We start from the raw sequence: 24,117 nt of genomic DNA, 5'->3' as shown, positions 1-24,117 counted from the left end.
TAAATGATAATACTCCTTTAAGGGAGTGGTAATTTTGAAAGAAAACATTATAATTTGTGATGACCAAGAGTTATGGGCAATAAAGATGAGTTTATGGTGTTACAGAAATTTTTTATCCAATGAAAAAGAAAATGGTAACAAGAACGTTGTTGAAAGAGAAAGGCTAGTTAAGGATATAATTCACAGTATTGAAAAAAAAGATTCATAAGCAAAGATTGCTTACTTATGAATCTTTTTTTATTTTTAGATTTATTTTAAATAAGTGTTGATTTTTAGATTACTTGAACTTTTAACATATTTGTTGAACCAGATTTTATTATAGGTATTCCTGCGGCTATTACAACTACATCGCCTTTTTTTACTAAATTTTCTTCAAGGGCTCTTTTGATACAAGTATCTATTAATTCATCTGTGGAAGTGACTTTTGGAGATAATATAGTTGTAACACCAAAGTTTAATGCTAAGCTTCGAGCAACTTTTGCATGTGGTGTAACAGCTATAATAGGACATCCTGGTCTATATTTTGAAACCATTCTAGCAGTAAGTCCGCTTTGAGTTGCAGTTATTATGGCTGCTGCATTTAGCTCTGTTGCGGTTGTACATGTAGCAAGGCTTATTGCATTAGATAAATTAGTAAGTGAGCTTTCCCTAAGTCTGTTTAAAACCTCTTTATAATTGATGTGTTTCTCGGCATTTTGAGCTATCTTTGACATAGTAGCTGCTGCTTCTACAGGATAAGAACCACTTGCACTTTCGCCGCTGAGCATTACTGCATCTGTACCATCATAAATTGCATTAGCAACATCTGAAGCCTCAGCTCTTGTTGGTCTAGGGTTTCTAATCATAGAATCAAGCATTTGTGTAGCAGTTATAACTATTTTACCAGCATTGTTACATTTATCTATTATCATTTTTTGAATTATAGGAACATTTTCTATAGGGATTTCTACGCCCATATCTCCTCTAGCAACCATAATTCCATCCGCTTCTTTTAGTATGGCATCTATATTGTCTACACCTTCTTGAGTTTCTATTTTAGGTATTACTTTTATATTTTCTCCGCCATTTTCTTTTAAAATATTTTTTACTTCAATGACATCTTCAGGTTTTCTTATGAAAGATGCAGCTACCATATCTGCTTTCATTTCACAAGCAAATTTTAAATCATCAACATCCTTTGTAGTGACAGCTGGAAGACCTATAGAAACATTTGGCACGTTAACACCTTTATGATTTGAAATAGTTCCATTTACCTGTGCAGTACACAAAATAGACTTGCCTTCTATAGAGTTTACTGTAAAGCCAAGTAAACCATCATCAACAAGTATGGTATCACCTTTTTTCACTTCTTTATAAAGAGCTTCATATGAAATAGAACATTTTGTTGAATCTCCTAGAATTTCTTTATCGCATATTATTGTAAATGAATTTCCTTTTATAATTTCAGCAGAATCACCTTTGAAATTATGAGTTCTTATTTTAGGCCCCTTTATATCAATAACAATAGCAACATGTTTTTTTAAATCTTTTCTTAACTCCTTTATAAGCTCAATTACTTTTTTGTGACTTTCATGTGTTCCATGTGAAAAAATTTAATCTTGCTGCATTCATTCCAATGTTCATTAAGGCTGTTAAAGTTTCTCTATTATCGCTTGCAGGACCAATTGTAAAAATCATTTTTGTTTTTTGCATACAAATCACCTCGTATATTATTTATAAAATCTTAAAAGTGTAACCTTCTTTTGATAGGTATTCTATTATTTGTGGCAAGGCCTTTAAAGTAGCTTTGCATCTATAATCGTCATGCATCAAGATTACAACATGATTTTTATTTTTACATGATATTTTAATCTTATTTACTATATTAGAGTATCCAGAAGAAGAAGTTTCTAAACTATCATATGAATCTACATTCCAATCTACATAATTATAGCCTGATTTTGCAATGGCTTGTCTAAAATTAGCGCTAACCACATTAGAGCCACCAGGAAATCTTATAAGATGCTGCTGAAAGTTATTACCTCCAAGTATAGTACTTATAACATCGTTACTTTCTTTTAAATCCTGAAGGTAAACTTGAGGATTTATGTACAAATTTTTATAATTTGTGTCAAAACTTCTTAAAGCGATTTGGTTTCCATCACGCTTGGTTTTTATTAGTATATCTGAATTAATAATAGAGCTTTTACCATTTACAAAAAATGTTGCCTTTACATTATGATTTTTTAATATATCAAGTATTTGAGGAGTTATATTTGAAGAAGGACCACCATCAAAAGTTAAGTATGTAATTTTCTGTCCATCCTTAACAAATGGATATTTTATTTTACCAATGTTTGAATTACTATCTTTTTTGCAGATGCAGATTTAGCAGAGTTTTTTGAGGAAAAATGAAGTTTTGATACATAAATCAAAGATACAAATACAAAAGTTATTAAAAGAACTAGACAAGATCTAAATAAAAGTTTTTTATTATGCGACATCAATAATTATACCTCCCTTAATGTGTAAGTAGAGTAGTTACTTGTATAAGCATATTTGAAAAAACATATTTTATTTAATTATAGAATTTTTAGCTTTAAAAATAAAGTAAAATTTTGTCTAGTTTCTAGTTTTATCTACAGCAGATTCTTTATGTTCTTCTGAAATGTTATTATTTTTAGGAGATTTTACAACCATGTAAATGCCATATAAAAATACTATAATTGCAGTTATATATGGAAAATATTGAACTAAAGCATAAGGTACTCTTGATTTAACAATATTATCATTTAAAAGCATAGAGAAAGCTGTGTGAGCGAGAATTGCTCCACCTATATAAATAACTATTTTGTGTTTTTGCATAAGCCTTGCTACGTATTGGCTTCCTAAAAATATTATTGGTATATTTAAAAGAAGACCAAAAATAATTAAAAATATATTTCCGGCTGCGGCTCCTGCTATGGCAAGTACATTATCTAAACTCATTGTAATATCAGCAAGAATTATGCTTGTTACTGCTGACCATAATTTTTGTGAACTGTGTACTACTTTGTTGTCGGTATTTTCTTCAGGTTTTATAAAATCCCATGTTATTTTTATTAAAAGCAGACCGCCAACAAGTTTTATTGGAAGCCATTGAATCATGAGTATATAAGTTACTAGACATGCAAAAATTATCCTTAAAAGAACAGCGGCTGTTACTCCTATTACAGAAGCCTTTTTTGCAAGTTTTTTGGGAAGATCTCTTGTTGCAAGCGCTATGACGCCTATATTATCACCACTTAACACTATATCAAGCAGTGTTATTTGAAGAGCTCCACCTATTATTGATATAAAATTAGACATACTTTTCCTCCTTAGACTTATGTAAATAAAAGTTAACTTTTTATATGGTTTGAAAAACCCTATAAAAATAATTACATTTATTATTATATTATTAAATTTTACGTGCACAGCACCGTAAAACCCTTCACCTTTCGCATAGCGAAAACCTTAGTCTTTTAACAAACGAAGTGAGTTAAAACCCTTCACTATAGTGCTCGACAAATTCCAGTTTATCAGGATAAATTTGGAGATTGCAATTTTAAAGTTTCAAGCTGTCTATCTATAGATAAACCATTGAAAACTTGAAATGGTTTATCTTTATACAATAATTAAAATCCATCAAAAAAGCTCAATTGATCGCTTTCAGGAAGACCTTTTAAACATCCAAACTTTTTAAGTGCCTCCACAGCTGAATTTCCTATTTTAGCACGTTTCTTCAAATCTTCTATAGAGTTTACAGGCTTTTCGTGTGCTGCATTGTATATACCTTCTGCTGCAACATTTCCCATACCAGATATACTATTTACAGGTGGTCTTATACCATCCTCTTCCACCAAAAACTTTGTAGAATGAGATTTATATAAATCAATAGGAAGAAACTTAAAGCCTCTCTCATACATTTCCAAAACTATTTCTAAATCATCGTACATATCCTTGTCTTTAGGACCAGCTTGCATGCCCATCATTTGAATTTCCTTCATCTTTTCTTTAAACTTTTCTTTTCCAAAAATCATAAATTCTGCATCAAATGCCTTTGCTCTAATGCTAAAATATGCTGCATAATAGGCCTTAGGTATGTGAACCTTAAACCAAGCTATTCTAAAGGCCATCATTACATAGGCCGCAGCATGAGCCTTAGGGAACATGTATTTTATCTTTTTGCAAGAATCTATATACCACTCTGGCACATTATTCTCCCTCATTAAGGCTTCATACTCTGCCCATTTCTGTGGGTCCTTTAGTGCTTTTCCCTTACGTACTGTTTCCATTATTTTAAAGGCAGTATTTGGCGGCAAACCTTTCTTGATAAGGTAAATCATAATATCATCTCTGGTACATACTGCTTCACTTAAGGTAACTATTCCCTGATCAATAAGATCTTTAGCATTTCCAAGCCAAACATCAGTACCATGTGAAAGTCCTGATATACACAGCAATTCTGAAAAAGTTTTTGGCATTGTATCAACAAGCATTCCTCTTACGAATTTAGTTCCAAATTCAGGGATACCAAAAGTTCCTACCTTGGAATTTATCTGTTCTGGCATTACGCCTAAAGCTCTTGTAGATGAAAATAAAGACATTGTCTCTTTATCATCCAGCGGTATTTTATGAGGGTTCACTCCTGTTATATCCTGCAGCATTCTTATAACTGTTGGATCATCGTGACCAAGTATATCAAGCTTAAGTAAATTCTGATCTATTGAGTGATAATCAAAATGTGTTGTTATAATATCTGAATTCGGATCATCCGCAGGATGCTGCACAGGACAAAATTCAAAGATTTCCCTGCCCTTTGGCACAACTATAATTCCTCCTGGATGCTGTCCGGTGGTTCTCTTTATACCTGTACAACCCCTTGAAATTCTAGTTATTTCAGCTTTGTTTATCGTAACGTTTCTCTCCTCATAATACTTTTTTACATAACCAAAGGCTGTCTTTTCTGCTATGGTACCTATGGTTCCTGCTTTAAAGGTTGTGCCTTTTCCAAAGATAACCTCTGTATATCTATGAGCCTTTGCCTGATATTCTCCTGAGAAGTTTAAGTCTATATCTGGTTCTTTATCACCATTGAAGCCCAAAAAGGTTTCAAAAGGTATATCCATACCATCTTTATCTAACTTTTCTCCGCAAACAGGACATATCTTATCCGGTAAATCAAAGCCATTTTTAACGCCGTAATCCGAAAAATCCGAATACTTGCATTTAGAACATCTATAATGAGGGGGCAGTGAATTTACTTCTGTTATACCAGTCATATTTGCCACAAAGGAGGAACCAACAGATCCTCTGGAACCAACCAGATAACCATCTTCATTTGATTTCCAAACTAACTTTTGAGCTATGATATACATTACAGAGAACCCATTTTTTATAATAGATTCAAGTTCCTTATCTAGTCTCTGCTGAACAATTTCCGGTAGTGGATCTCCATAGAGCTCATGAGCCTTGCTGTAAGCAATATTCTTTATTGTCTCTTCACAGCCATCTATATGTGGTGGACATTTTTCTGGTGAAATAGGACTAATCTGCTGGCACATATCTGATACCAAATTAGTATTAGTAACTACCACTTCATAAGCTTTTTCCTTTCCTAAATAAGAAAATTCCTGAAGCATTTCCTCGGTAGTTCTTAAATATAACGGAGCTTGATTATCGGCGTCTTTAAAGCCCTGCCCCGCTTCCAATATACGCCTATATATCTCATCCTCTGGATCCATGAAATGAACATCTCCTGTGGCTACTACAGGTTTATTTAGTTTTTCTCCCAAAGCTATGATTTTTCTATTAATACCCTTTATAGCTTCTCTATCAGGTACCTGCCCTGACCTTACTAAATAATCATCGTTTCCTAAAGGCTGGATTTCCAAATAATCATATTCCTGTGCAATAGTTTCAATTTCCTCGTCAGATTTTCCCAAAAGTATTGCCTGAAAAAGTTCTCCTTCACTGCAGGCGCTGCCAAGGATTAAGCCCTCAGAATACTTTTTATAAAGACTCCTTAATATACGGGGTTTCTTGTAAAAATAGTGTAAATGAGAATAGGATACTAGCTTATATAAATTTTTTAAACCAACATAATCCTTTGCCAATATTATCGCATGGTAAGTCTTTACTTTTTTAAACTCTTGCTTCTTAGCTTCCTCATCAGAAGCATATTTATCTATGTCTTGAAGAGTCTCAGCGCCTCTTTTCTTTAGCTCTTCAAGCATTATATTAAACACCTTAACCGTAGTATCTACATCATCTAGTGCTCTGTGAGCAACTTCCACCTTTATGCCGAGGTTTTTAGCGATTCTCCCAAGTTTATAGCTCTTAAGCTGAGGAAAAACATCTTGGGCTAAAGATAAGGTATCTACATATGAAAAATTAAAATCATAGCCTAGTACCTTTGCATTATGCTTTAAAAAACCTACATCAAATTCAGCATTATGAGCAACCAAAACACTTCCTTCAATAAACTCAAGCATTTTAGGAAAAGCCTGTTCTATGGTTTCTGCATCTTTTACCATATCATCAGTTATATTGGTAATTTCCACAACCCTTGCAGGAATAGGCTTTTGAGGATTTACAAAGCAGCTGAAGCTATCTATTACCTTTCCATCTTTGTACTTCATGATTCCTATTTCAGTAATTTTTTCAGTCACTGGTGAAAAACCCGTAGTTTCCAGATCAAGTATACAATAGATAGTATCAATGCTCTGTCCCTTAGCATTCGTTACAGACGGCTTTTTATCTGGTGCTAAATAAGCCTCTACTCCATATATAATCTTCATATCAGGATTATCTCTTCCAAGTAACTTATGGGCTTCTGGAAATGCCTGCACAACTCCATGATCCGTTATGGCAATGGACTTCATGCCCCAGCTCATGGCTCTTTTTATGAGATCAGTTGCACTAGTCATAGCATCCATCTGACTCATCTGGGTATGCATATGCAATTCTACCCTCTTAAGCTCTGCATTATCCTTTCTCTTAGCCTTCCTAATGCCTTCTGTTTCTATTATAGTATTTGCAATTATCTCAACTTCCTGAGAAAACTTACTATATCCAGCAGATCCCGCAAGTCTGACACCTTTAGCTTTTTTAAGTCTAGATAATACCTCTCCATCTTCACCAGGCTTCAGAAATGATTTGCACGTCATAGAACTTGAACCATCATATAAATCAAAAGAAACCAATGTTTTTCCGCTTTTTAATTCCTTTGCTTCTATATTAGATATTTCACCTTGTATAGATATCCTTCCCTCATCCGGTGTGATATCTGTGATTTTTATTACATTTTCCTTAATTTTAGGATTTCTTCCAAGTATTAACGCTAAATCACTAGGCTTTTTACTAACTACTTCTTCCTTTATATCTTCTCTTTTAACGGAAACTTCTTTATGTGGTGCTTTAGCGATATTTCCACCCTCCGCCTGAATTTTTCTTGATATAGCAAGCATTTCCTGCTCACGCTCTTCCTCTTGAAGCATTAATTCTTCACTGCTTACCTTATCAACAAAATTTATGTTATATGTAGTGCCATAAAGGGTTTTTATAACCTTATTTAGCTCTCTATCGTAATTCATGGATTTCAAAAAACCTGATACAGCAATTTTGAAATTAAAATTTATAGTATTTTTATCAACTTCATATTCGCTGTTATTTAGTATTGTTTTTAAAACAGGATGTTTATCTGACATTAAAAGTACAATATTTTTAAGTTCACGCTCTATGGGCTTTTTATCCGTCCCATCAGCATACTTTACAGCAATTATAGAATCTCTTAAGGCAAATCTTCTTCTTATAAAGCTATTAAGATTTTCAAATTCTTTTATCTCAATGTATTTATCCGAACTAATTTCCATCTCTAGACGTTTGCTTTTTTTTCTTAAGACTACCGATTCTACAATGGCAGTATTTATGTTACCACTTTCTTCATAGTCACTAAAAATTTCATTTATTCTTTTCATTATATACTTTAACCTCTCCTCAAAATTTTTAGTACTTTATTATAACTTTGAATTAGTCCTTTATAGATTATATCAAACTTTTTATATAAATAAAAATGAACGACGATATACAAATTGATAAATATTAAAAAAAGCAAATGAAGCTTTAAATATAGATGACTATGAAGAAAGAGCTTACTATGGTTTGGCCTCAATATATGATGAAGAGAGAAAATATGCAACAATAATTTATATAATGCATACTATGAATGTATAGGTAAACTTTTATAAAGTTTCATCATGTGTTTTGGTTTATCTTAATCAATATATGTAAAAGAGGTAAATATGATATCAAACGAACAATATGTAAGACTTTCCCTTGAGTTAAACCTATTCTTTCTAAGAATCGTAAAAGAACATAATGTTATTGCTGGAGCTTCACTTCCACCTAAATATGCTCCTATTTTAATGCAAATTATTGCAGTAAACAAAAAGTTAGATGCCTTGCTTTCTAAAACAATAGCCTTATCTCAGGGAAAAATAAGCAAAGAGGCCATGAATTCTTCTACTCTTGTAACACCATTTACTCTGCCTGCCGAAAAGACAACTAGTTCTTTAACAGGCGTTCCTATTAACACTGCTATAACTACAAAAGAAATAAATTTAGGATATAGAAACTACTATAGAGAACTTTTTAACATTACAACTTCCGTTTCTGTGCTAAATAATGCCATACTTGCATTAGTAAACTTTGTTATAAACTTTCAAACAGACCTTCTTAATAAAATTCTATCCTGTAAAGCCTTCAGCTATACCTACCCTTCAAATATTGATCATGTAATAAGAGAAGCTCGTGCTTACGTTAGTATGCTTAATATGCTTCAGAAAAGACAAGAACAAGATACAAGTCCTCAAGGCATCATAAAGCAAGAAACCTTCTGGAATGATATAATGGAAGATCATGCAGGGTTCATAAGGGGATACTTGGATCCATCTGAAACTGCTTTGTTTAGTACATCAAACAGCTTTGTTGAGAAGTTTAATAATATTGAAGCCGCCACCAATGCTCTTGCAAATAATCCTGATAATCTTGATAATATAACCAAAGATATTTATGCTCTTGTAACTGAATTTAGAAACTTTAAGAGCAAAGCTACAGAGGGCTTATTAAACTGTAAAATCAAAGCAATAATGGCTCCTCTCCTTGCAGATCACGTAACAAGAGAAGCAAATTATTACTTAAGGCTTTTACGCAGTTTTTCTTCGTAAATTAAGCAGTAAGCCAAATTTAAGAGGGCATCCTGAGCCCTCCCTAATTTACATATTCATAAAGAGTTACAGTTTTCTTTTAATTTCATTAACTAAGCTTATATAATTATCAGACAACTCAATGCCCGCAGAAGAGCAGTTATCATTAAATATTATACAATTTCTTTTATTATCATAAACAGAAACACTTAAATTTCCATGAAGAGTTTCATTTGCTATAGGTATCATATTTCCATCACTAGGTGCGTATAAACTCATAAAACTTTCTTTTTTATAACTGCCTTCAACTTTGAGAAAATATTCTTTATTATAAGTTTCTAAAGCAATTTTTTCATTTTCACAGTTAATTGATAAAGTACTTCTATTTATACTTGTAAACTTATAAAACTTACCCTTTACATATATTCCTATCAGAAAACCAGTAAAGCTCCTGAGTGGAAATGGAAGTGGAATATCCCCTATAGAGCATGTAATTGATCCATTTCCTTTTTGAAATGAATTTCCTTGAATCCAAATATAGGAATGTGGAAATGATTTGCCCCAGTTTTTTTCAATATATAGCTTTCCGCCAGTAAAATCTACTGTTTCACCATTAATAGAGAGTTTTCCCCTTATACGTCCATCAACAACACAGACTTGACTATAACACTGCATGAAACCTAAATAATTATAGAATCCCATACTGCCTGGATTAATAATACTGTCCGGCCATCTTATGATATTTTCAAAATATAATGTACCAAATATTTTTTCATGCTGCTGATTAATATTTAAATTTATTTGATTAATTGAAAAATAGCTTTCTTCCACCTTTAAATTAAATTCAAATGTACTTGCTTTAAACTCATCTTTTTTAAATTTTAAATATTTAAAGTTATTCTCATTTCCTTTAATCACTTGAATAAAGCTATGTGAAGGAACCTTACCACTTGAAATAAATACTCCTGGTATAAAACAATACGTATTACCCGTATGGGGCTGCACAATTTTAAAATACCAACCTTCAAAAAAATTTGACTTTTTATTCTTTCCATGATAAGCATCAGGATTTATAACAGCCTTAATCACAACAACACCTCTTTTCTTTTATATCAATATTATCTAATATAACAGAGGTTATTATGTGCTCTTATTTGGCATCAACTTCAAATATAATATAGCGTGCAAAACAAGCAAGTTAATCCACATTTGCCATTAAGAGTAATATTTGATATATTAAGAATATACATAACATAATTACTACAATGGTAATATTTAAAAAGGAGATGTCTCAAATGAACATTAGTGATGAAGAACTTTTCTCAGCAGTAAAGATAATGAACAGTGTATTACCAAAATTATTTTCTGACGATGTAGCCATAGGTATTACTGATAAAGAAAAGTTTGTAGATGTACATCAAGCAAAAACTTTTAAATTAAATATTGAAGAAGGTACAAAATTAAGTAAAGGCGATATGACAGATATGACAGTAAAATCGAGAAAAAAGCAATCTGTAAATTATCCAAAAGAAGCTTTTGGTTTTCCTATTGCAAGTCATTGTGTTCCTGTAATAAATCCTAATACTAATAATGTAGTGGCAACAATAAACTTTGCTGTATCAATGGAAAAACAAAATACAGTAATGGAAATGGTTACTGAATTACAGGAATTTTCCGAAGAATTAGCATCTTCTTCCGAAGAATTAGCAAGTACTACTCAACAATTATCCAGTAACAGTGAAAATATGAGCGGTATAGTTAATGAAACGCAAGATGGCATTAAATATATGGATGACATAATTAAATACATAAAGAGCATTGCAGATACCACGAATCTATTAGGTCTCAATGCAGCCATTGAAGCATCAAGAGCAGGTGAACAAGGTAGAGGTTTTAATGTTATTGCTGGAGAGATAAGAAAGCTTGCTACAAATAGTAAAGATTCAACTGCACAAATAAATGAAACCTTGGTAAAAATAAAGGAAAATATAAATAATATTTTAAATGTTTTCAATGAGTTTTCAGATGCTGGTAAAACGCAAGCTGTTCAAGCAGAAAATTTAGCTAGCGAAGGTGAAAAACTAAATGAATTGTCAACTAAACTTTTGGAATTATCCAAAGGCATAGATTAATTTTAAGACTGGCTAGGTTTAAAAGAAGGAGAGAGATATAATGGAAAAAGAATTATTAAATCAAGTTGCTATTGTAACAGGAGGCAATTCTGGTATTGGAAAAGCTATTAGTTGTGAGCTAGCTGATAGAGGCGCAAAAGTAGTTATTCTTGCTAGAAATGAAGCTAGAAATAAAGAAGCTGAAAAAGAAATTGCAGAAAAAGGTGGACAAGCAGAATCATATAGTGTAGATGTATCTAATAGTGAAGCAGTGAACGCAGCCATTAATCAAGTTTATTCTAAATACGGACAAATTGACATATTAGTATCTAATGCAGGAAATGCTACTCCTTTAAGATATTCTACTAAAATGCCTATAGAAGAATTTGAATCAGTTCTTAAAACTCATTTATTTGGAGCTTTTAATTGCGTAAAAGCTTGTGGAGAAAGAATGAGAAAAAGAAAGTACGGTAGAATTGTATTAATATCATCAGTTGGAGGTTATCATGGTTTTGCAGGTCAAATGAACTACGCTGTTGCAAAACATGGATTGGTTGGTATGGCCTATTCTTTAGCAAAAGAATTTGACGGTTCAGGAGTTACTGTTAACGTAGTACAACCTGGTATTATTCCTACTCCAATGTGTGACGCTCTCATTGAAGTTGCCAAAGAAGGTCTTCCTGATGCAAGAATAGGAAAACCAGAAGATATAGCATACGCAACAGCATTTTTTTGCAGCCCAAGAGCAGGATTTATGAACGGAACTCCGCTCGTAATTGATGGAGGATTAGTTATAGAAACAAGTGTGGATACAGAAATAAAAAAATTGCTATCCAAAACAGAAAAGTAAGGGTAAAGATGAAGGAGAACTCCAGTCATCTGGAGATTCTCCTAAAAAAATTTATCAACAGTCCTGTCCAAGCTTAAGTCATCTATGTCATTAATCCATTGTTCTGGAATAGCTATATATTTACATGTACTTCCTTTGCTTTTTAAATAATTATATATTATATGAACTTCATCTATTTCATCCTTACCAATATTAACTGAATTTTTCAAAGCATTGCCGAAATAAGAAATGATATTATTTTTAAATTTATGCTTTATTTCATCAATACTAAAATTGCTAAGTTTATATCTTTCACTGAAGAGCAGTTTACTATATCTTATTAAAAAAAACTTAATTTCTTTGTTATTAAAAAACTCTACCAAAACAATATTTTTATTAGCTTCCATAAAGCTAATAATTTTCGCAGTACTTACCAAATGCTTTACTGCTCTTATATAATCCCTATATTTAGCTGCACCTTCAAAATCAAAGTTCGCAGCAGCAATATTCATTTTCTGTTCCATTTCTTTAAGAATAGTGAAATCAGTGCCCCTAAGCAGTTTTATAACTTTTTCTACCAAAGTAAAATAATATTCGCAAGAAGGATTCGCTGTGCACATACCAATACACGAATTCTTATAATACCTCAGACATCCTGAAGCCTTTCGAGAACTATTAGTACACAAAATTTTACTATGCTCTTTTATACCGTAAAGTGCTTTCTCTACAGTATTCTTATTAGTATAAGGTCCAAAATAAAGATTTCCGTCACAACGGTTAGGCTCTCTATCAATTTCAAAATCTGGATATTTCTCGTTCATTTTTATTTTGATATAACAATAGCCTTTTGGGTTTTTCATTTGCCTATTATATATTGGCTTAATTTCTTTTATTAATTTGCATTCAAGAAGTAATGCTTCAAATTCTGTATCCGTTAGAATATAATCAAAATCCTTAAGATTTTTCACTAATTTTATTACCTTTTGGGAATGTGCTTTCGAATTTATAAAATAGGATCCAACTCTGCTTCTTAGATTTTTGGATTTTCCTACATAAATAATAGTATCTAGAGAATCTTTCATAAGGTATACTCCTGGGGAAGAAGGCAGTCTTTTAATTTTTTCTTTTATATCCAAAGCTATAACCTCCAAAAGGTAAATGTTAATTACATTTTATCATACGATTGCTTTGATTTACAAAATAAACTTTTCTATCTCTAAATCTATTTTTCCTGCTGATAACTTCAACCTTGTAATTATCTTTATATAGATAAACAAGCTGAAATATTTAAATTGCCAATACCAAATTTATCCCTACAAACTGGAATTTAACTCAGAGTACAAAGTACAGAGGACAGAGTACAGTGAAGGATGATTTTTCTCCGCTGTCGCTACAAAAAATCTTAAACTTAATGCACGCAAAGCGCTTAAAATATAGTGCTCAGCGTAGCTGACACTATTAAGTTCTAAGATTTACCTGAGAGAAACGAAAGGTAAATCCATTTTACGTGCACAGCACCGTAAAACCCTTCACCTTTCGCATAGCGAAAACCTTAGTCTTTTAACAAACGAAGTGAGTTAAAACCCTTCACTATAGTGCTCGACAAATTCCAGTTTATCACGATAAATTTGGAGATTGCAATTTTAAAGTTTCAAGTTGTCTATCTATAATTATGTTGTTTTCAAATAATATTATTATATATTTCAAACAAGGATTTACATACTTAACATTATCATTTAATAGGACATAATAACTATCCAAATTCCCTATTATACTAACTAACGATTTATTTTTTCATCATCGCTTAATTTATTTCTATTAATTACCATTAACTTTTCTAATCTTTCTTCAATTTTATGCTTGTCCTCTTTAAAAATTGCTTCAATATAAATATACATCTTATCTATATAAATTTTTTCTTCGTAGGCTTTAATATTATTTATATAAAATTTTATGCTTACAAAAGAAATGATATTAAATATATTCTTTTTATCAATCAAGTTACCAATCAAAGATAATATAATTCCAAGTATACAACATATTTTAAGTTATATAGATTCCTCTTTTGTACAGATAATCATTAAACTTGAATAATGCAACAAGTATTATCACTAGTATGCCAAGCAAAAACATAAATGGCCAAGAAACATATCCCAAATAATTCAACAATTTAATTGTTTTTTCCACTTTAAACACCTTCTACAAAATAAAAATAAAATTTTTATATATTATTTAATACTCACCCTTACCTTTACACAATCTTCACACTCATCATTACATTCGTTACTAATCACAGTACATTCCATATTTCTCTTACTTTCAAGCGCTCTAAATATAGCTTCACTATAAAATACAGGTACATAGCCAATAATCCTATTGGCCTTATTTATAATTTTCACTGCAAATTTATCATAAGAATTATTAGGTTCTATTTTCAATGCAAAATTTTCACCAATATTTATATCAAAATTTGTATTTTTATCTTTTGAATCGCAATATTCATAATGCCTTATACCCGCCACATAAAAATCTCTTTCAACATTCTTATCCTCTAAAAAAATAGGATCAATGAATTCCATACTATCGGTTGGCAATTTTCCACCGCTCTTTTTTAATAATTCAAAGGCATCATATTTTTCTAAACCATACTTTGATAAAATTTCTTTTACATCTTTCCTTCTTCTATCTGGCAATCTGCTTGAAAATGCGGGAAATAACTCATGATTCTCATAAACTTCATCTAGATTAGGAAATGCTACTAGTGGCTCAAATCCTCTTTCTATAGCCTTATTAACACTACTATTTATATATTTAAATTTATATTTTCCATTTTGAGACAACTCACCAATTATAAATCTTTGTCTAGTTTTGTAATCTTTCCAAACAACAAAAATATAATCTCTCCCATTATGTCTACTCATTTTCATCCTCCTTTTCTCCAAAATATATTTCAATAATTCTTTTTCTTCTCTCTATCAAAATGCATATAATAGTTCTTTAATTGAAGCACTAATTATATTATCACTATATGCATATATCATTTCCTGTAGCTTAGAAGGTGTTAAGTTTTCTTTAATACCCTCTATAAATTCAATTGTTTCATCATAATAATTTTCTTTAATATGCTTAACTAATTGAAAATGTCTTATTCTCTTATTTCCTTGCCACCTTATCATAGACTTTGACTTTCCATAAATAAGTGATTCAAATTTCATTTTATCTCTCAAAAAATTTTCAACATCTTTATCTGCAATAAGACAACATAAAGATGATCCATTATCATAAAGCGGTGATATTCTTATATTTGCGCTAACATTATTTTTAACTATCCCCCAATTACTATGATGACTATCACTATTGCCAATTAATGCATCAAAAATAGGTATTATTAAAAATCTATCCTCTAGCTCTGTTCCTTTAATAGAATTTAAAATCATATTTATAGAATAAGATTCTCCTGTTCCATAATCTATAAACTTCTCTTGATCGTATTCCTTATATATATTTGCTATATATTGAATTCCTTCAATTAATTCCTCATCTTCTTTTAAAAGCATATAACTCATAGAACCTATTCTACCATTATAGATTCCTATATCAACTTTTGCACATTCAATACCTAAAACATTAGCTAATTGTGCTGCTAATTTTTCAGCCCAATATTCCCCTGTTAATTCACCTGTAGTTAATTCTTTAGGGAATTTAAATATACCTTTTTGCTTAGTTTTAATATTTATCAGCCATTTTTTCTCACTAGCACCACTACCAAAAGGAGAATCTTCATCCACTTGCCAATCGTCAAAATTAATTAGTTGATTCATTTTATCCTTCTGCAACTATTTTAATTTAATTATAGTTTATTTTCCCATCATTATTCAATACATAAAAAATGTTCAACTAATAGCTATATTAGTTGAACAGTTTTTTTATATGAACAACTTGGAATTTGAGGTAAAGTGATATTGATTTGGGCATAGCCCATTATCCTTCTAGAACCCAAAGCAACCACTTTTTTAATAACCACTTAGATTTATAGGATTTTTTTAACGCAACGAAGCATTGTTACTTCGCATTGTCCTTCTTAAGCAATGCTGCTAAATCTCCAAATGGATTATTCATTGGAGTTTCAGCTTCCTTTTTCATTTTCTTCATGTAATTTGATACTTCTTTTTTATTTAATTTATTATTATTTTCCTTAAATCTTTTTTGGAAAGAAGAGTACTTTTCTCTAAAGCTGCAAGTTGTGCAAACGTATATTTTTCCTTCTCCTTCTCCTCTAAGTTCAAGCTTTTTATGGCATTCTGGACATCTTACATTAGTAAATCTACTTAAATTCTCTCTGTAGCCACATTCCCTATCCTGACACACAAGCATTTTACCATTTTTCCCTTTTACCTCAAGCATATATTTTCCGCATTGTGGGCACTTCTTGCCTGTAATATTATCATATTTAAATTTATCCTTGCTGCCTTTAACATCGTCTACAAGCTTTGAAGCATAGCTTTTCATATTATCAACAAAGTTTTTTCCATTTAATCTTCCCTTACTTATGGATTCTAAATCCCTTTCCCATTTTGCAGTTAAAAGAGGAGATTTTAAGTCCTGTGGTACAAGCTCTACTACCTGTTTTCCCTTTGAAGTTGGAATCATTTCTTTTCCGTTCTTCTCTACATAAAATGTATTATAAAGTTTTTCTATTATATCTGCCTTGTAGCCACTGTTCCAAGTCCACCAGTCTCCCCAAGAGTTTTTGAACTTACCTTATCCATTTGAACATACTTTTGAGGATTTTCCATAGCAGAAAGAAGTGCCGCTTCTGTAAATCTTGCTGGCGGTTTTGTCTGCAAAGTATCCATATTTACTGTAGAAAAAGCTACCTCATCCCCCTTATTAACTTGCGGAAGTATTTGATCTTTTAATTCATTTTCGCTTTTTTCATCAAAATCCTCTTCTTTATCATATACAGCTTTCCAACCCTTTGATTTAACCACTTTTCCTGAAGCAGTAAAGATTTCTCCGTTTACCTCTGCCTTTACAGTTGTTTGAGTATATTCAAAAGGAGGAAGCATTATGCTTAAAAATCTCTTTACAACTAAATCATATATCTTCATTTCTTCGCTGCTTAGAAGTGAAAGAGAAACCCTTTCTTCTGTTGGAATTATAGCATGATGATCTGAAACCTTGGTGTCATCAACAAAGCTTTTATTTGCCTTTATTTTTCCTCTTAATATTTCGCTAGCAAACCTGCTGTACTTGCCAACAGCTATAGCTTTAAGTCTATCTGGAAGCGTTGGCACAATATCGTGTGAGATATACCTTGAATCTGTCCTTGGATAAGTCAAAAACTTATAATTTTCATACAGCCTCTGCATTATAGACAAAGTTTGCTTTGCAGAAAACCCAAAGAATCTATTTGCATCTCTTTGAAGCTCAGTCAAATCATAAAGTGCTGGTGAATACTTCTTCTTTTCACTTTGGACAACTTCTATAATATTTCCTTTTTGTCCTCTTACCTTTGAAACTACATTTTTTGCTTCATCTTCATTAAAAGTATTGAAGTTTCCGTTTTTGTTCTGCCAGTGCATTGTATATCCATTAGCCTTTGCCTTTATATTATAATAACTTCTTGGCTTAAAATTCTTTATCTCCTCTTCCCTTTGCACAATCATAGCAAGTGTTGGAGTTTGAACTCTTCCTGCTGAAAGCTGAGCATTATACTTGCAGGTTAAAGCTCTTGTAACATTCAATCCTACATACCAATCCGCTTCTGCTCTACACTGTGCTGCTCTGTACAAGTTGTCATATTCTTTTCCCGGTTTTAATTTAGCAAAGCCTTCTTTTATAGCCTTATCTGTTTGAGAGGAAATCCATAAACGCTTTATTGGTTTTTTAAAGCCTGCCTTTTCTATTATCCATCTTGCAACAAGCTCTCCTTCTCTTCCCGCATCTGTAGCTATTACAAGTTCGTCTACATCTTTTCTCATCATAACCTTTTTAACCTCTGAAAACTGCTTTGAGGTTTTTGGGATTACATTTAATTTCATTCTGCTTGGAAGCATAGGAAGAGTTTCCATGCTCCAACTTTTATACTGATCTCCATAGCTTCTGGGTCTGCTAAGGTAACTAAATGTCCCAGTGCCCAGGTTACTATATAATTGTTTCCTTCTAAATAACTCCTTTTATTTATATTAGCCTTTAAAACCTTGGCAAGAGATCTTCCCACACTTGGTTTTTCAGCTAAAACTAATGTCTTTCCCATAATGTTTATCATCCTTTCATGCTTTCCATACATATATATAATACCATATAATAAAAAATTATTTATACAAAATACTGCTATCATAAAGATTGACAATGAACTATTTAAATCTAATGTACATCAAATATATCTATGAATGCTAACTGTTTTATGTTATAATTTTAACTAATTATGAAAATTTGAAATAGAAAGGAAAATACGCTTTGATAACTGTAAATAACGTAAGTTTAAGATACGGCGAGAGAAAACTTTTTGAAGATGTAAATCTAAAATTTACACCTGGAAACTGCTACGGCGTTATAGGTGCAAATGGTGCTGGTAAAAGTACATTTTTAAAAATTTTATCTGGCGAAATAGAACCAAATACAGGAGAAGTTATTATACCTCCAAACACTAGAATGTCTGTTTTAAAACAGGACCATTTTGGATACGATGATTATGAAGTTTTGGAAACAGTAATCATGGGAAATGAAAGACTCTACAGCATAATGAAAGAAAAAGATGCACTATATGCAAAACCAGATTTTAATGATGAGGACGGAATAAAAGCCTCTCAACTTGAAGGAGAATTTGCAGAATTAAATGGCTGGGAAGCTGAATCAGAAGCAGCTACCTTACTTCAAGGACTTGGCATAGACACATCTTATCACAATAAAAAAATGTCTGAGCTTACAGGTTCAGAAAAGGTAAAGGTATTACTTGCACAGGCTCTTTTCGGCAACCCTGGAATACTACTTCTAGACGAGCCTACAAACCATCTTGACATAAAATCAATAAACTGGCTTGAAGAGTTTTTAATAAACTTTGAAGGTACAGTAATTGTTGTATCCCATGATAGACACTTTTTAAATAAAGTTTGTACTACCATGGCTGATGTTGATTTTGGAAAGATAAAATTATATGTTGGAAACTATGACTTCTGGTACGAATCAAGCCAACTAGCACTTCAAATGGCAAAGGATCAAAACAAGAAAAAGGAAGAAAAAATAAAAGAGCTTCAAGACTTTATTGCGCGTTTTAGTGCTAATGCTTCAAAATCCAAGCAGGCAACTTCACGTAAAAAAATGCTCGATAAAATCTCTCTTGAAGATATACAGCCTTCCAGCAGAAAATATCCTTTTGTTGGCTTCAAACCAGAAAGAGAAGCCGGAAATGACATACTAACTGTTGATGGCATAAGCAAAACCATAGATGGAGTAAAGGTTCTTAATAATGTTAGCTTTATAGTTTCAAAAAATGATAAAATCGCCTTTGTTGGCGACAATGAAATTGGAATAACTACACTATTTAAAATACTAAGCGGAGAAATGGAACCAGATAGTGGAAGCTTTAAATGGGGAATTACCATTACCACTGCTTATTTTCCTAAGGATAACTCTGAATTTTTCAACAATGTTAATTTAAGCCTTGTTGATTGGCTTCGTCAGTATTCAGAGGAGAAATCCGAAACTTATTTAAGAGGTTTCCTTGGAAGAATGTTATTTTCCGGAGAAGAAGCTTTAAAAGAGGCCAGTGTTTTATCTGGAGGAGAAAAGGTAAGATGTATGCTTGCAAAAATGATGCTTAGCAGTGCAAATGTACTTATTTTTGACCAGCCTACAAACCACCTTGACCTAGAATCCATCACAGCTTTAAATAATGGGCTTTGTGACTATAAGGGTAACCTCCTATTTACTTCACACGACCATCAGTTTATTCAAACTATTGCCAACAGAATTATAGAAATAACTGACAGCGGAATAGTTGATAAGAAAATATCTTATGATGAATATTTAGAAGCTGCAGGTAAAAACTAATATAACTAAAGTGAGGGATTTTAATTTCCCGCACTTTTTCTTATATATACTATTAATTTTCATTTCTAACTATACGCTGTGAAATATTAACTATTCTATCTTTCTACTCTACTTATTTCATCTTTTCTATCTTCAACCTTCAGGCTATAAAAGCTTTCATTTTCTGGAAGTTCCATTCTAAAGCAAAAGCAATCTTGAAAACATACACTTGCTTTTTTTACAGCACATTCAATAACATGACCTCCAAATTTTCTATCCTCACTTATAAAATGAAAATGATACCCAGGCACATTAAGCCCTTCAACATAATCCGGACACCTAAAGCCTATTATGTACCTTTTGCATTTTTATACTCAAATATGGGTTGATCCTTGACCACTTCAGCCATAGGTCTATATGGTTTTTTCTGCTTTACAACCGTTCTTGTCTTTACATGTTCAAATATTCCTTCTATTTTAAAAGCATAAAAAATATTTTTACTTTCAATTTTGCTGTCTAGCTTCTCTTTTATTTCTTCATATGAGCTGCAATCCTTCATTTCAAAATTGCTGTAATTCTTAAATTCCGTTACCACTGCAAACGGAATGGACTCATTTTTATCGCAAGCATATACCGTTCCATCAGGTCTTGTCCTATAAAATGTTCCATTTAATAGGGTAAGTTCTCCATCTAAATCTTTAAAGGTTCCTATACCAACATCACCTTTTTTTAAAAGCTTATTAAGCGATATATAACCATCATACAAACCTGATACCAGTGCATTTATAGTAGACATCTGATAAATATGATTTGGAATTTTATTTTTCTCCATTGGTTTCACCATCCTAAAGTTCTATTGTTTTCCCTTTACTTCCAGCTGAGATTTATCTACAGTAAAGTATCCATCCCCCCATATTTCTTTAAATTCTTCAAGGGAGTAAGCTACTTTAAGCTGTTCTCTCATTATATTATAGAATATATTTAAAAATTTTTCTTCCTCTTCTTTATGGACTACTTCTAAAATATAATATTCATCGCCTATTTCCTCAGCCAAAACTTCTATTCCGTTAATATTTTCACTAGAATCTCCATAATCTATATTTTTTAATATCCCTTTCACTATCATAAATTACACTTCCAATACTTTTTCAATTCACAGTATCTACACTTCACTAAATCTATATATAGTATTGGTATATTTTATTATTTATAAACCATGATAATGTTAATTTTAATATTTAAAATAAAACAGCACCAGTATTTCACCAGTGCTGCTTTTATTATGCTCCTAAGCCCTCAAATTGCATATTGTAGTAGTATACACAAGTACTATACAGCTTTAATTAAAATTAATCAAACAGTATTAACCAAACGGTTTTGAATAAACATTAAAAATAATTATATCGTCAAAATGTATTAAGCATTTTAAATTATTTTTGACGGATTTTTGACGTCAAAAGGAGCATTAACATTGCTCCTTTTTTATTATAATTTTATTCTTTTTTATCATTATTCTTTCCGTTATACATCTCTTTATTCTTAAAAATATGAAATACTAATAATGCAGCAAATATTAAATTAAGAATTGACCAAATCTTTAAGTCAGAAAAATGTCCTACATTTGCAATTCCTATTATAAAAGCCAGTGCATAAAAAACTATAGACGTGATAGTCATTCCCTTGCTGTTCTTTGATATTATTGCTATTATACCAGCAACAAGCATTAATATTGCTAATAAGAAACCAGCTGTTCCACTCACTTCCTTATTATTGGAAAGTGCATTTCCAACTCCTGCTGCACAGCTTTGAAACGAAATCAAAGCAAATAAAACAATACTAATTATACCTATTACTTTTTTCATTACAAAATCCCCCTAAATATGTATTTCCTATATTGTAACAAAATGTTAACAAAATATCAATTATTACAATATATCAAATTTAAAGAAAATATTTTAGAATTTTTTATAAAAGTGATATAAAAATAAAGCCCAGTAGGAATTAACCTACCAGGCTTATAACTATTTTTGTACTACTGTATTTATACTTGAAGGAACCACCGCCTTACCAACATTTATATAACCAACCGTAGTCTTAATTATATCGTAAATATCTTCATCAGAAAGTGTTAATCCTACTTTATTTAAGCTAGAGTTTATAAATTCAATAGCCTTTGAATGTTTGTCTAAGCCGTTCCACTGCTCTCCAACTGCTTCCTTTGCCAACTGTTCAACCTTATAAACACTATCAACAACAATTTGTTTAGCAGCATTATAATTTTGCTGACCAAGCAACTTCTCTGCCCTCTCTTCTTCTTTAGCTTTTAACTCAAGCATTTTACTACTGTTAGCTTTCCAAACCTTAGTTACATATCCAGCAACACCTATAGCAATGAGATATAAAAGATAAGCAATAGTTTGATTTACATTAATATTCATAATATATTACCTCCAAAATTTTATTTTTTAATACAAAAATAGGACCATAGTTTCCTACAATCCTATACATTTTCATCAAGTAACATATTCCATGTAGCAGATCCGACAATTCCATCTGCTGCAAGTCCATGTCTTGCCTGCCAATTCTGAACTGCAATCTTTGTATGAAGACCAAATATTCCATCCGGGGTAATTCCACACCTATGCTGAATATACCTAGTAGCATATTCCATGTGTTGATATGATATTCCATCTTCTGGTCGTGCAAATATTTGCTCTGCCGCTGCAGCTGTTTTAGGTCCCCAAATACCATCTTGAATAAGTCCCATAACACCTTGAAAATCCTTTATAGCCGCAGTAGTTAGTGGACCGTTCATACTATCTATAGCAAGTCCTCTTTTTAGTAAAGCATTTAATTTTATTTGTATTAGCCTAACTGCTGGATCACCGCTCTGTGCCACAACTTGTACAGGTGCAGAGCTTCCATTATCTAATACCAAATCTGAGAATAAATCTATATCTGCATTTCCATTTAGACCATTAATTTCACCTGTCCAAGTATACTGAATGCCCGCATACTCTCCTGTAGATGTTGGACTAGTATTAGGCTCTGCAATCCATATTTTATTCTTAGGCAGTCCGCATTTATCTGCCACATTATGAGCTGCATAAAGTAATAGATTACTATTTCTAGCCATAAATTGTGCTATGAAATTCATATCGGGTTTAGCAACCTCATAATCAAGCACTGGCTTCAAATCCCACTTATATTTTGAGTATTCATCCGCAAAATGATTATATTCTTGTAATGGATTGTTTTTTCTCCAAAGTGATAAGGTCCAACTTTCAAGCCTAAATTTTTAGCTGCTCTATACTGCTCAAGAGCTTTAGGATTATTATATGTCAAACCATCTGTAAGTTTTATATATACTGCCTCAACCCCAGATGCTTTAACTGCATTCCAATCTGTTATATTTGTTCCGCTATAAATATCTATTCCCTTCATTTAATCATAACCTTTCTATCTAATTTTTATTAAGTATCCCAAAACAAAAAGGGTAATGGTAACTAATATACCAAAACCCCATTTAAGCGTATTTACTAAGTTTTTAAGCTGCTCACATAGATTTTCTATCTTCTCATCTACTGCTGCCCCACGTTGTTCAAGCTTTTTAAGTCTTTCACCGTGATCATTTAAACGAACATCATGTAAATCTAGTTTTTCATCTACTACTTTACACCGTTCCTTGCATAATTTTTCATCATATTCGCCCATATTTTAACCTCCTAGTATAATAATGATATAGCCACTAAGGGCTATTCTTTTCTTCATAAATTTCTAAACTGAGTAACGGAAGAAGGACTTCCTCCTTCATCAGATTTTTTCGAAGCATAGCTGAGAAAAATCATCATTCATTGTGAACTGTGCATTGTGAATTGTGAACTGAGTCAACTTCCAGTTTGTAAGGATAAATTTGGTATTGGTAATTTAAATATTT

At 31.7% G+C, this 24,117-nt stretch carries 17 protein-coding genes and 5 pseudogenes; 5 read left to right on the top strand and 17 right to left on the bottom strand.

Annotation, left to right across the window (positions count from 1 at the left end; all coding sequences use genetic code 11):
* Window positions 1–34 precede the first annotated feature (34 nt).
* On the top strand, window positions 35–208 hold the full coding sequence (locus tag AGR56_RS20465) for a hypothetical protein (RefSeq protein ID WP_157055796.1): 174 nt from the start codon (window positions 35–37) through the stop codon (window positions 206–208).
* Window positions 209–272: 64 nt separating this feature from the next.
* Here AGR56_RS20465 and pyk read toward each other — a convergent pair.
* From pyk to polC, 5 genes and pseudogenes are all read right to left on the bottom strand, one after another.
* Window positions 273–1,692, bottom strand: a pseudogene (gene pyk, locus AGR56_RS16875) (pyruvate kinase).
* A gap of 21 nt (window positions 1,693–1,713) precedes the next feature.
* Window positions 1,714–2,292: a polysaccharide deacetylase family protein gene (locus AGR56_RS19785; protein ID WP_278279718.1), complete on the bottom strand. Its 579-nt coding sequence runs from the start codon at window positions 2,290–2,292 to the stop codon at window positions 1,714–1,716.
* A 29-nt stretch (window positions 2,293–2,321) separates the two neighbouring features.
* On the bottom strand, window positions 2,322–2,483 hold the full coding sequence (locus tag AGR56_RS20915; RefSeq protein ID WP_198150070.1) for a hypothetical protein: 162 nt from the start codon (window positions 2,481–2,483) through the stop codon (window positions 2,322–2,324).
* 118 nt (window positions 2,484–2,601) lie between these two features.
* Window positions 2,602–3,327, bottom strand: coding sequence for a TerC family protein (locus AGR56_RS16865; RefSeq protein ID WP_053243182.1), 726 nt, complete (start codon window positions 3,325–3,327; stop codon window positions 2,602–2,604).
* Between the two features lie 308 nt (window positions 3,328–3,635).
* Window positions 3,636–7,988 (bottom strand): annotated as a pseudogene (polC, locus tag AGR56_RS16860) (DNA polymerase III subunit alpha); the annotation flags it as partial.
* A 315-nt stretch (window positions 7,989–8,303) separates the two neighbouring features.
* Between polC and AGR56_RS16855 the strand changes: the two are divergent.
* Window positions 8,304–9,227, top strand: coding sequence for a DUF2935 domain-containing protein (locus AGR56_RS16855; RefSeq protein ID WP_053243180.1), 924 nt, complete (start codon window positions 8,304–8,306; stop codon window positions 9,225–9,227).
* A gap of 66 nt (window positions 9,228–9,293) precedes the next feature.
* On the opposite strand, the gene AGR56_RS16850 is transcribed toward AGR56_RS16855, so the two are convergent.
* The gene (locus tag AGR56_RS16850) at window positions 9,294–10,295 is read right to left on the bottom strand and encodes a tocopherol cyclase family protein (protein ID WP_053243179.1); all 1,002 of its coding nucleotides are present in this window, start codon (window positions 10,293–10,295) and stop codon (window positions 9,294–9,296) included.
* 206 nt (window positions 10,296–10,501) lie between these two features.
* On the opposite strand from AGR56_RS16850, the gene AGR56_RS23055 reads away from it, so the two are divergent.
* Together AGR56_RS23055 and AGR56_RS16840 are read left to right on the top strand one after the other, a co-directional pair.
* On the top strand, window positions 10,502–11,338 hold the full coding sequence (locus AGR56_RS23055) for a methyl-accepting chemotaxis protein (RefSeq protein ID WP_053243178.1): 837 nt from the start codon (window positions 10,502–10,504) through the stop codon (window positions 11,336–11,338).
* 40 nt (window positions 11,339–11,378) lie between these two features.
* Window positions 11,379–12,167: an SDR family oxidoreductase gene (locus AGR56_RS16840; RefSeq protein WP_053243177.1), complete on the top strand. Its 789-nt coding sequence runs from the start codon at window positions 11,379–11,381 to the stop codon at window positions 12,165–12,167.
* 41 nt (window positions 12,168–12,208) lie between these two features.
* Here the strand turns inward: AGR56_RS16840 and AGR56_RS16835 are convergent, their stop codons facing one another.
* From AGR56_RS16835 to AGR56_RS16815, 5 genes and pseudogenes are all read right to left on the bottom strand, one after another.
* Window positions 12,209–13,282 (bottom strand): UvrB/UvrC motif-containing protein, encoded by a 1,074-nt coding sequence (locus AGR56_RS16835; RefSeq protein WP_053243176.1) that lies wholly within the window; start codon window positions 13,280–13,282, stop codon window positions 12,209–12,211.
* Window positions 13,283–13,924: 642 nt separating this feature from the next.
* Window positions 13,925–14,158 (bottom strand): hypothetical protein, encoded by a 234-nt coding sequence (locus tag AGR56_RS16830; protein WP_053243175.1) that lies wholly within the window; start codon window positions 14,156–14,158, stop codon window positions 13,925–13,927.
* A gap of 216 nt (window positions 14,159–14,374) precedes the next feature.
* Window positions 14,375–15,067, bottom strand: a complete 693-nt coding sequence (locus tag AGR56_RS16825; RefSeq protein WP_053243174.1) for an HIRAN domain-containing protein — start codon at window positions 15,065–15,067, stop codon at window positions 14,375–14,377.
* A 54-nt stretch (window positions 15,068–15,121) separates the two neighbouring features.
* Window positions 15,122–15,967 (bottom strand): HipA domain-containing protein, encoded by an 846-nt coding sequence (locus AGR56_RS16820; RefSeq protein WP_053243173.1) that lies wholly within the window; start codon window positions 15,965–15,967, stop codon window positions 15,122–15,124.
* A 241-nt stretch (window positions 15,968–16,208) separates the two neighbouring features.
* Window positions 16,209–18,405: pseudogene (locus AGR56_RS16815) on the bottom strand (DNA topoisomerase III).
* 203 nt (window positions 18,406–18,608) lie between these two features.
* Between AGR56_RS16815 and AGR56_RS16810 the strand changes: the two are divergent.
* Window positions 18,609–20,201 carry an ATP-binding cassette domain-containing protein gene (locus tag AGR56_RS16810; RefSeq protein ID WP_053243172.1) on the top strand — a complete coding sequence of 531 codons (1,593 nt, stop codon included), beginning with the start codon at window positions 18,609–18,611 and terminating at the stop codon, window positions 20,199–20,201.
* A 95-nt stretch (window positions 20,202–20,296) separates the two neighbouring features.
* Here the strand turns inward: AGR56_RS16810 and budA are convergent.
* The 6 genes and pseudogenes from budA to AGR56_RS16780 all read right to left on the bottom strand — a co-directional run bounded on the left by budA (window position 20,297) and on the right by AGR56_RS16780 (window position 23,894).
* Window positions 20,297–20,976: pseudogene (gene budA / locus AGR56_RS16805) on the bottom strand (acetolactate decarboxylase).
* A gap of 57 nt (window positions 20,977–21,033) precedes the next feature.
* Complete coding sequence (locus tag AGR56_RS16800) at window positions 21,034–21,306, bottom strand: hypothetical protein (RefSeq protein WP_053243171.1); 273 nt, start codon at window positions 21,304–21,306, stop codon at window positions 21,034–21,036.
* A 367-nt stretch (window positions 21,307–21,673) separates the two neighbouring features.
* The gene (locus tag AGR56_RS16795; RefSeq protein WP_053243170.1) at window positions 21,674–22,042 is read right to left on the bottom strand and encodes a hypothetical protein; all 369 of its coding nucleotides are present in this window, start codon (window positions 22,040–22,042) and stop codon (window positions 21,674–21,676) included.
* A gap of 159 nt (window positions 22,043–22,201) precedes the next feature.
* The gene (locus AGR56_RS16790; RefSeq protein ID WP_053243169.1) at window positions 22,202–22,618 is read right to left on the bottom strand and encodes a hypothetical protein; all 417 of its coding nucleotides are present in this window, start codon (window positions 22,616–22,618) and stop codon (window positions 22,202–22,204) included.
* Between the two features lie 62 nt (window positions 22,619–22,680).
* A pseudogene (locus tag AGR56_RS16785) lies at window positions 22,681–23,624 on the bottom strand (peptidoglycan-binding protein).
* Between the two features lie 15 nt (window positions 23,625–23,639).
* Window positions 23,640–23,894 (bottom strand): hemolysin XhlA family protein, encoded by a 255-nt coding sequence (locus AGR56_RS16780; protein WP_053243168.1) that lies wholly within the window; start codon window positions 23,892–23,894, stop codon window positions 23,640–23,642.
* Between the last annotated feature and the right edge of the window lie 223 nt (window positions 23,895–24,117).

The organism is Clostridium sp. DMHC 10 (genome assembly GCF_001270375.1).
GTDB lineage: Bacteria > Bacillota > Clostridia > Clostridiales > Clostridiaceae > Clostridium_S > Clostridium_S guangxiense.
The sequence above is the reverse complement of the archived record's forward strand: the minus strand, read 5'-3'. Positions and strand labels throughout refer to the sequence as shown.

Coding starts and splice junctions, on each gene's coding strand:
- AGR56_RS16865 (WP_053243182.1), bottom strand. CDS start 3,327: ATGTCTAATTTTATATCAATAATAGGTGGAGCTCTTCAAATAACACTG.
- AGR56_RS16840 (WP_053243177.1), top strand. CDS start 11,379: ATGGAAAAAGAATTATTAAATCAAGTTGCTATTGTAACAGGAGGCAAT.
- AGR56_RS16800 (WP_053243171.1), bottom strand. CDS start 21,306: ATGATAGTGAAAGGGATATTAAAAAATATAGATTATGGAGATTCTAGT.
- AGR56_RS16795 (WP_053243170.1), bottom strand. CDS start 22,042: ATGAAAAAAGTAATAGGTATAATTAGTATTGTTTTATTTGCTTTGATT.
- AGR56_RS23055 (WP_053243178.1), top strand. CDS start 10,502: ATGAACATTAGTGATGAAGAACTTTTCTCAGCAGTAAAGATAATGAAC.
- AGR56_RS20915 (WP_198150070.1), bottom strand. CDS start 2,483: ATGTCGCATAATAAAAAACTTTTATTTAGATCTTGTCTAGTTCTTTTA.
- AGR56_RS16825 (WP_053243174.1), bottom strand. CDS start 15,067: ATGAGTAGACATAATGGGAGAGATTATATTTTTGTTGTTTGGAAAGAT.
- AGR56_RS16855 (WP_053243180.1), top strand. CDS start 8,304: ATGATATCAAACGAACAATATGTAAGACTTTCCCTTGAGTTAAACCTA.
- AGR56_RS16790 (WP_053243169.1), bottom strand. CDS start 22,618: ATGAATATTAATGTAAATCAAACTATTGCTTATCTTTTATATCTCATT.
- AGR56_RS16780 (WP_053243168.1), bottom strand. CDS start 23,894: ATGGGCGAATATGATGAAAAATTATGCAAGGAACGGTGTAAAGTAGTA.
- AGR56_RS16820 (WP_053243173.1), bottom strand. CDS start 15,967: ATGAATCAACTAATTAATTTTGACGATTGGCAAGTGGATGAAGATTCT.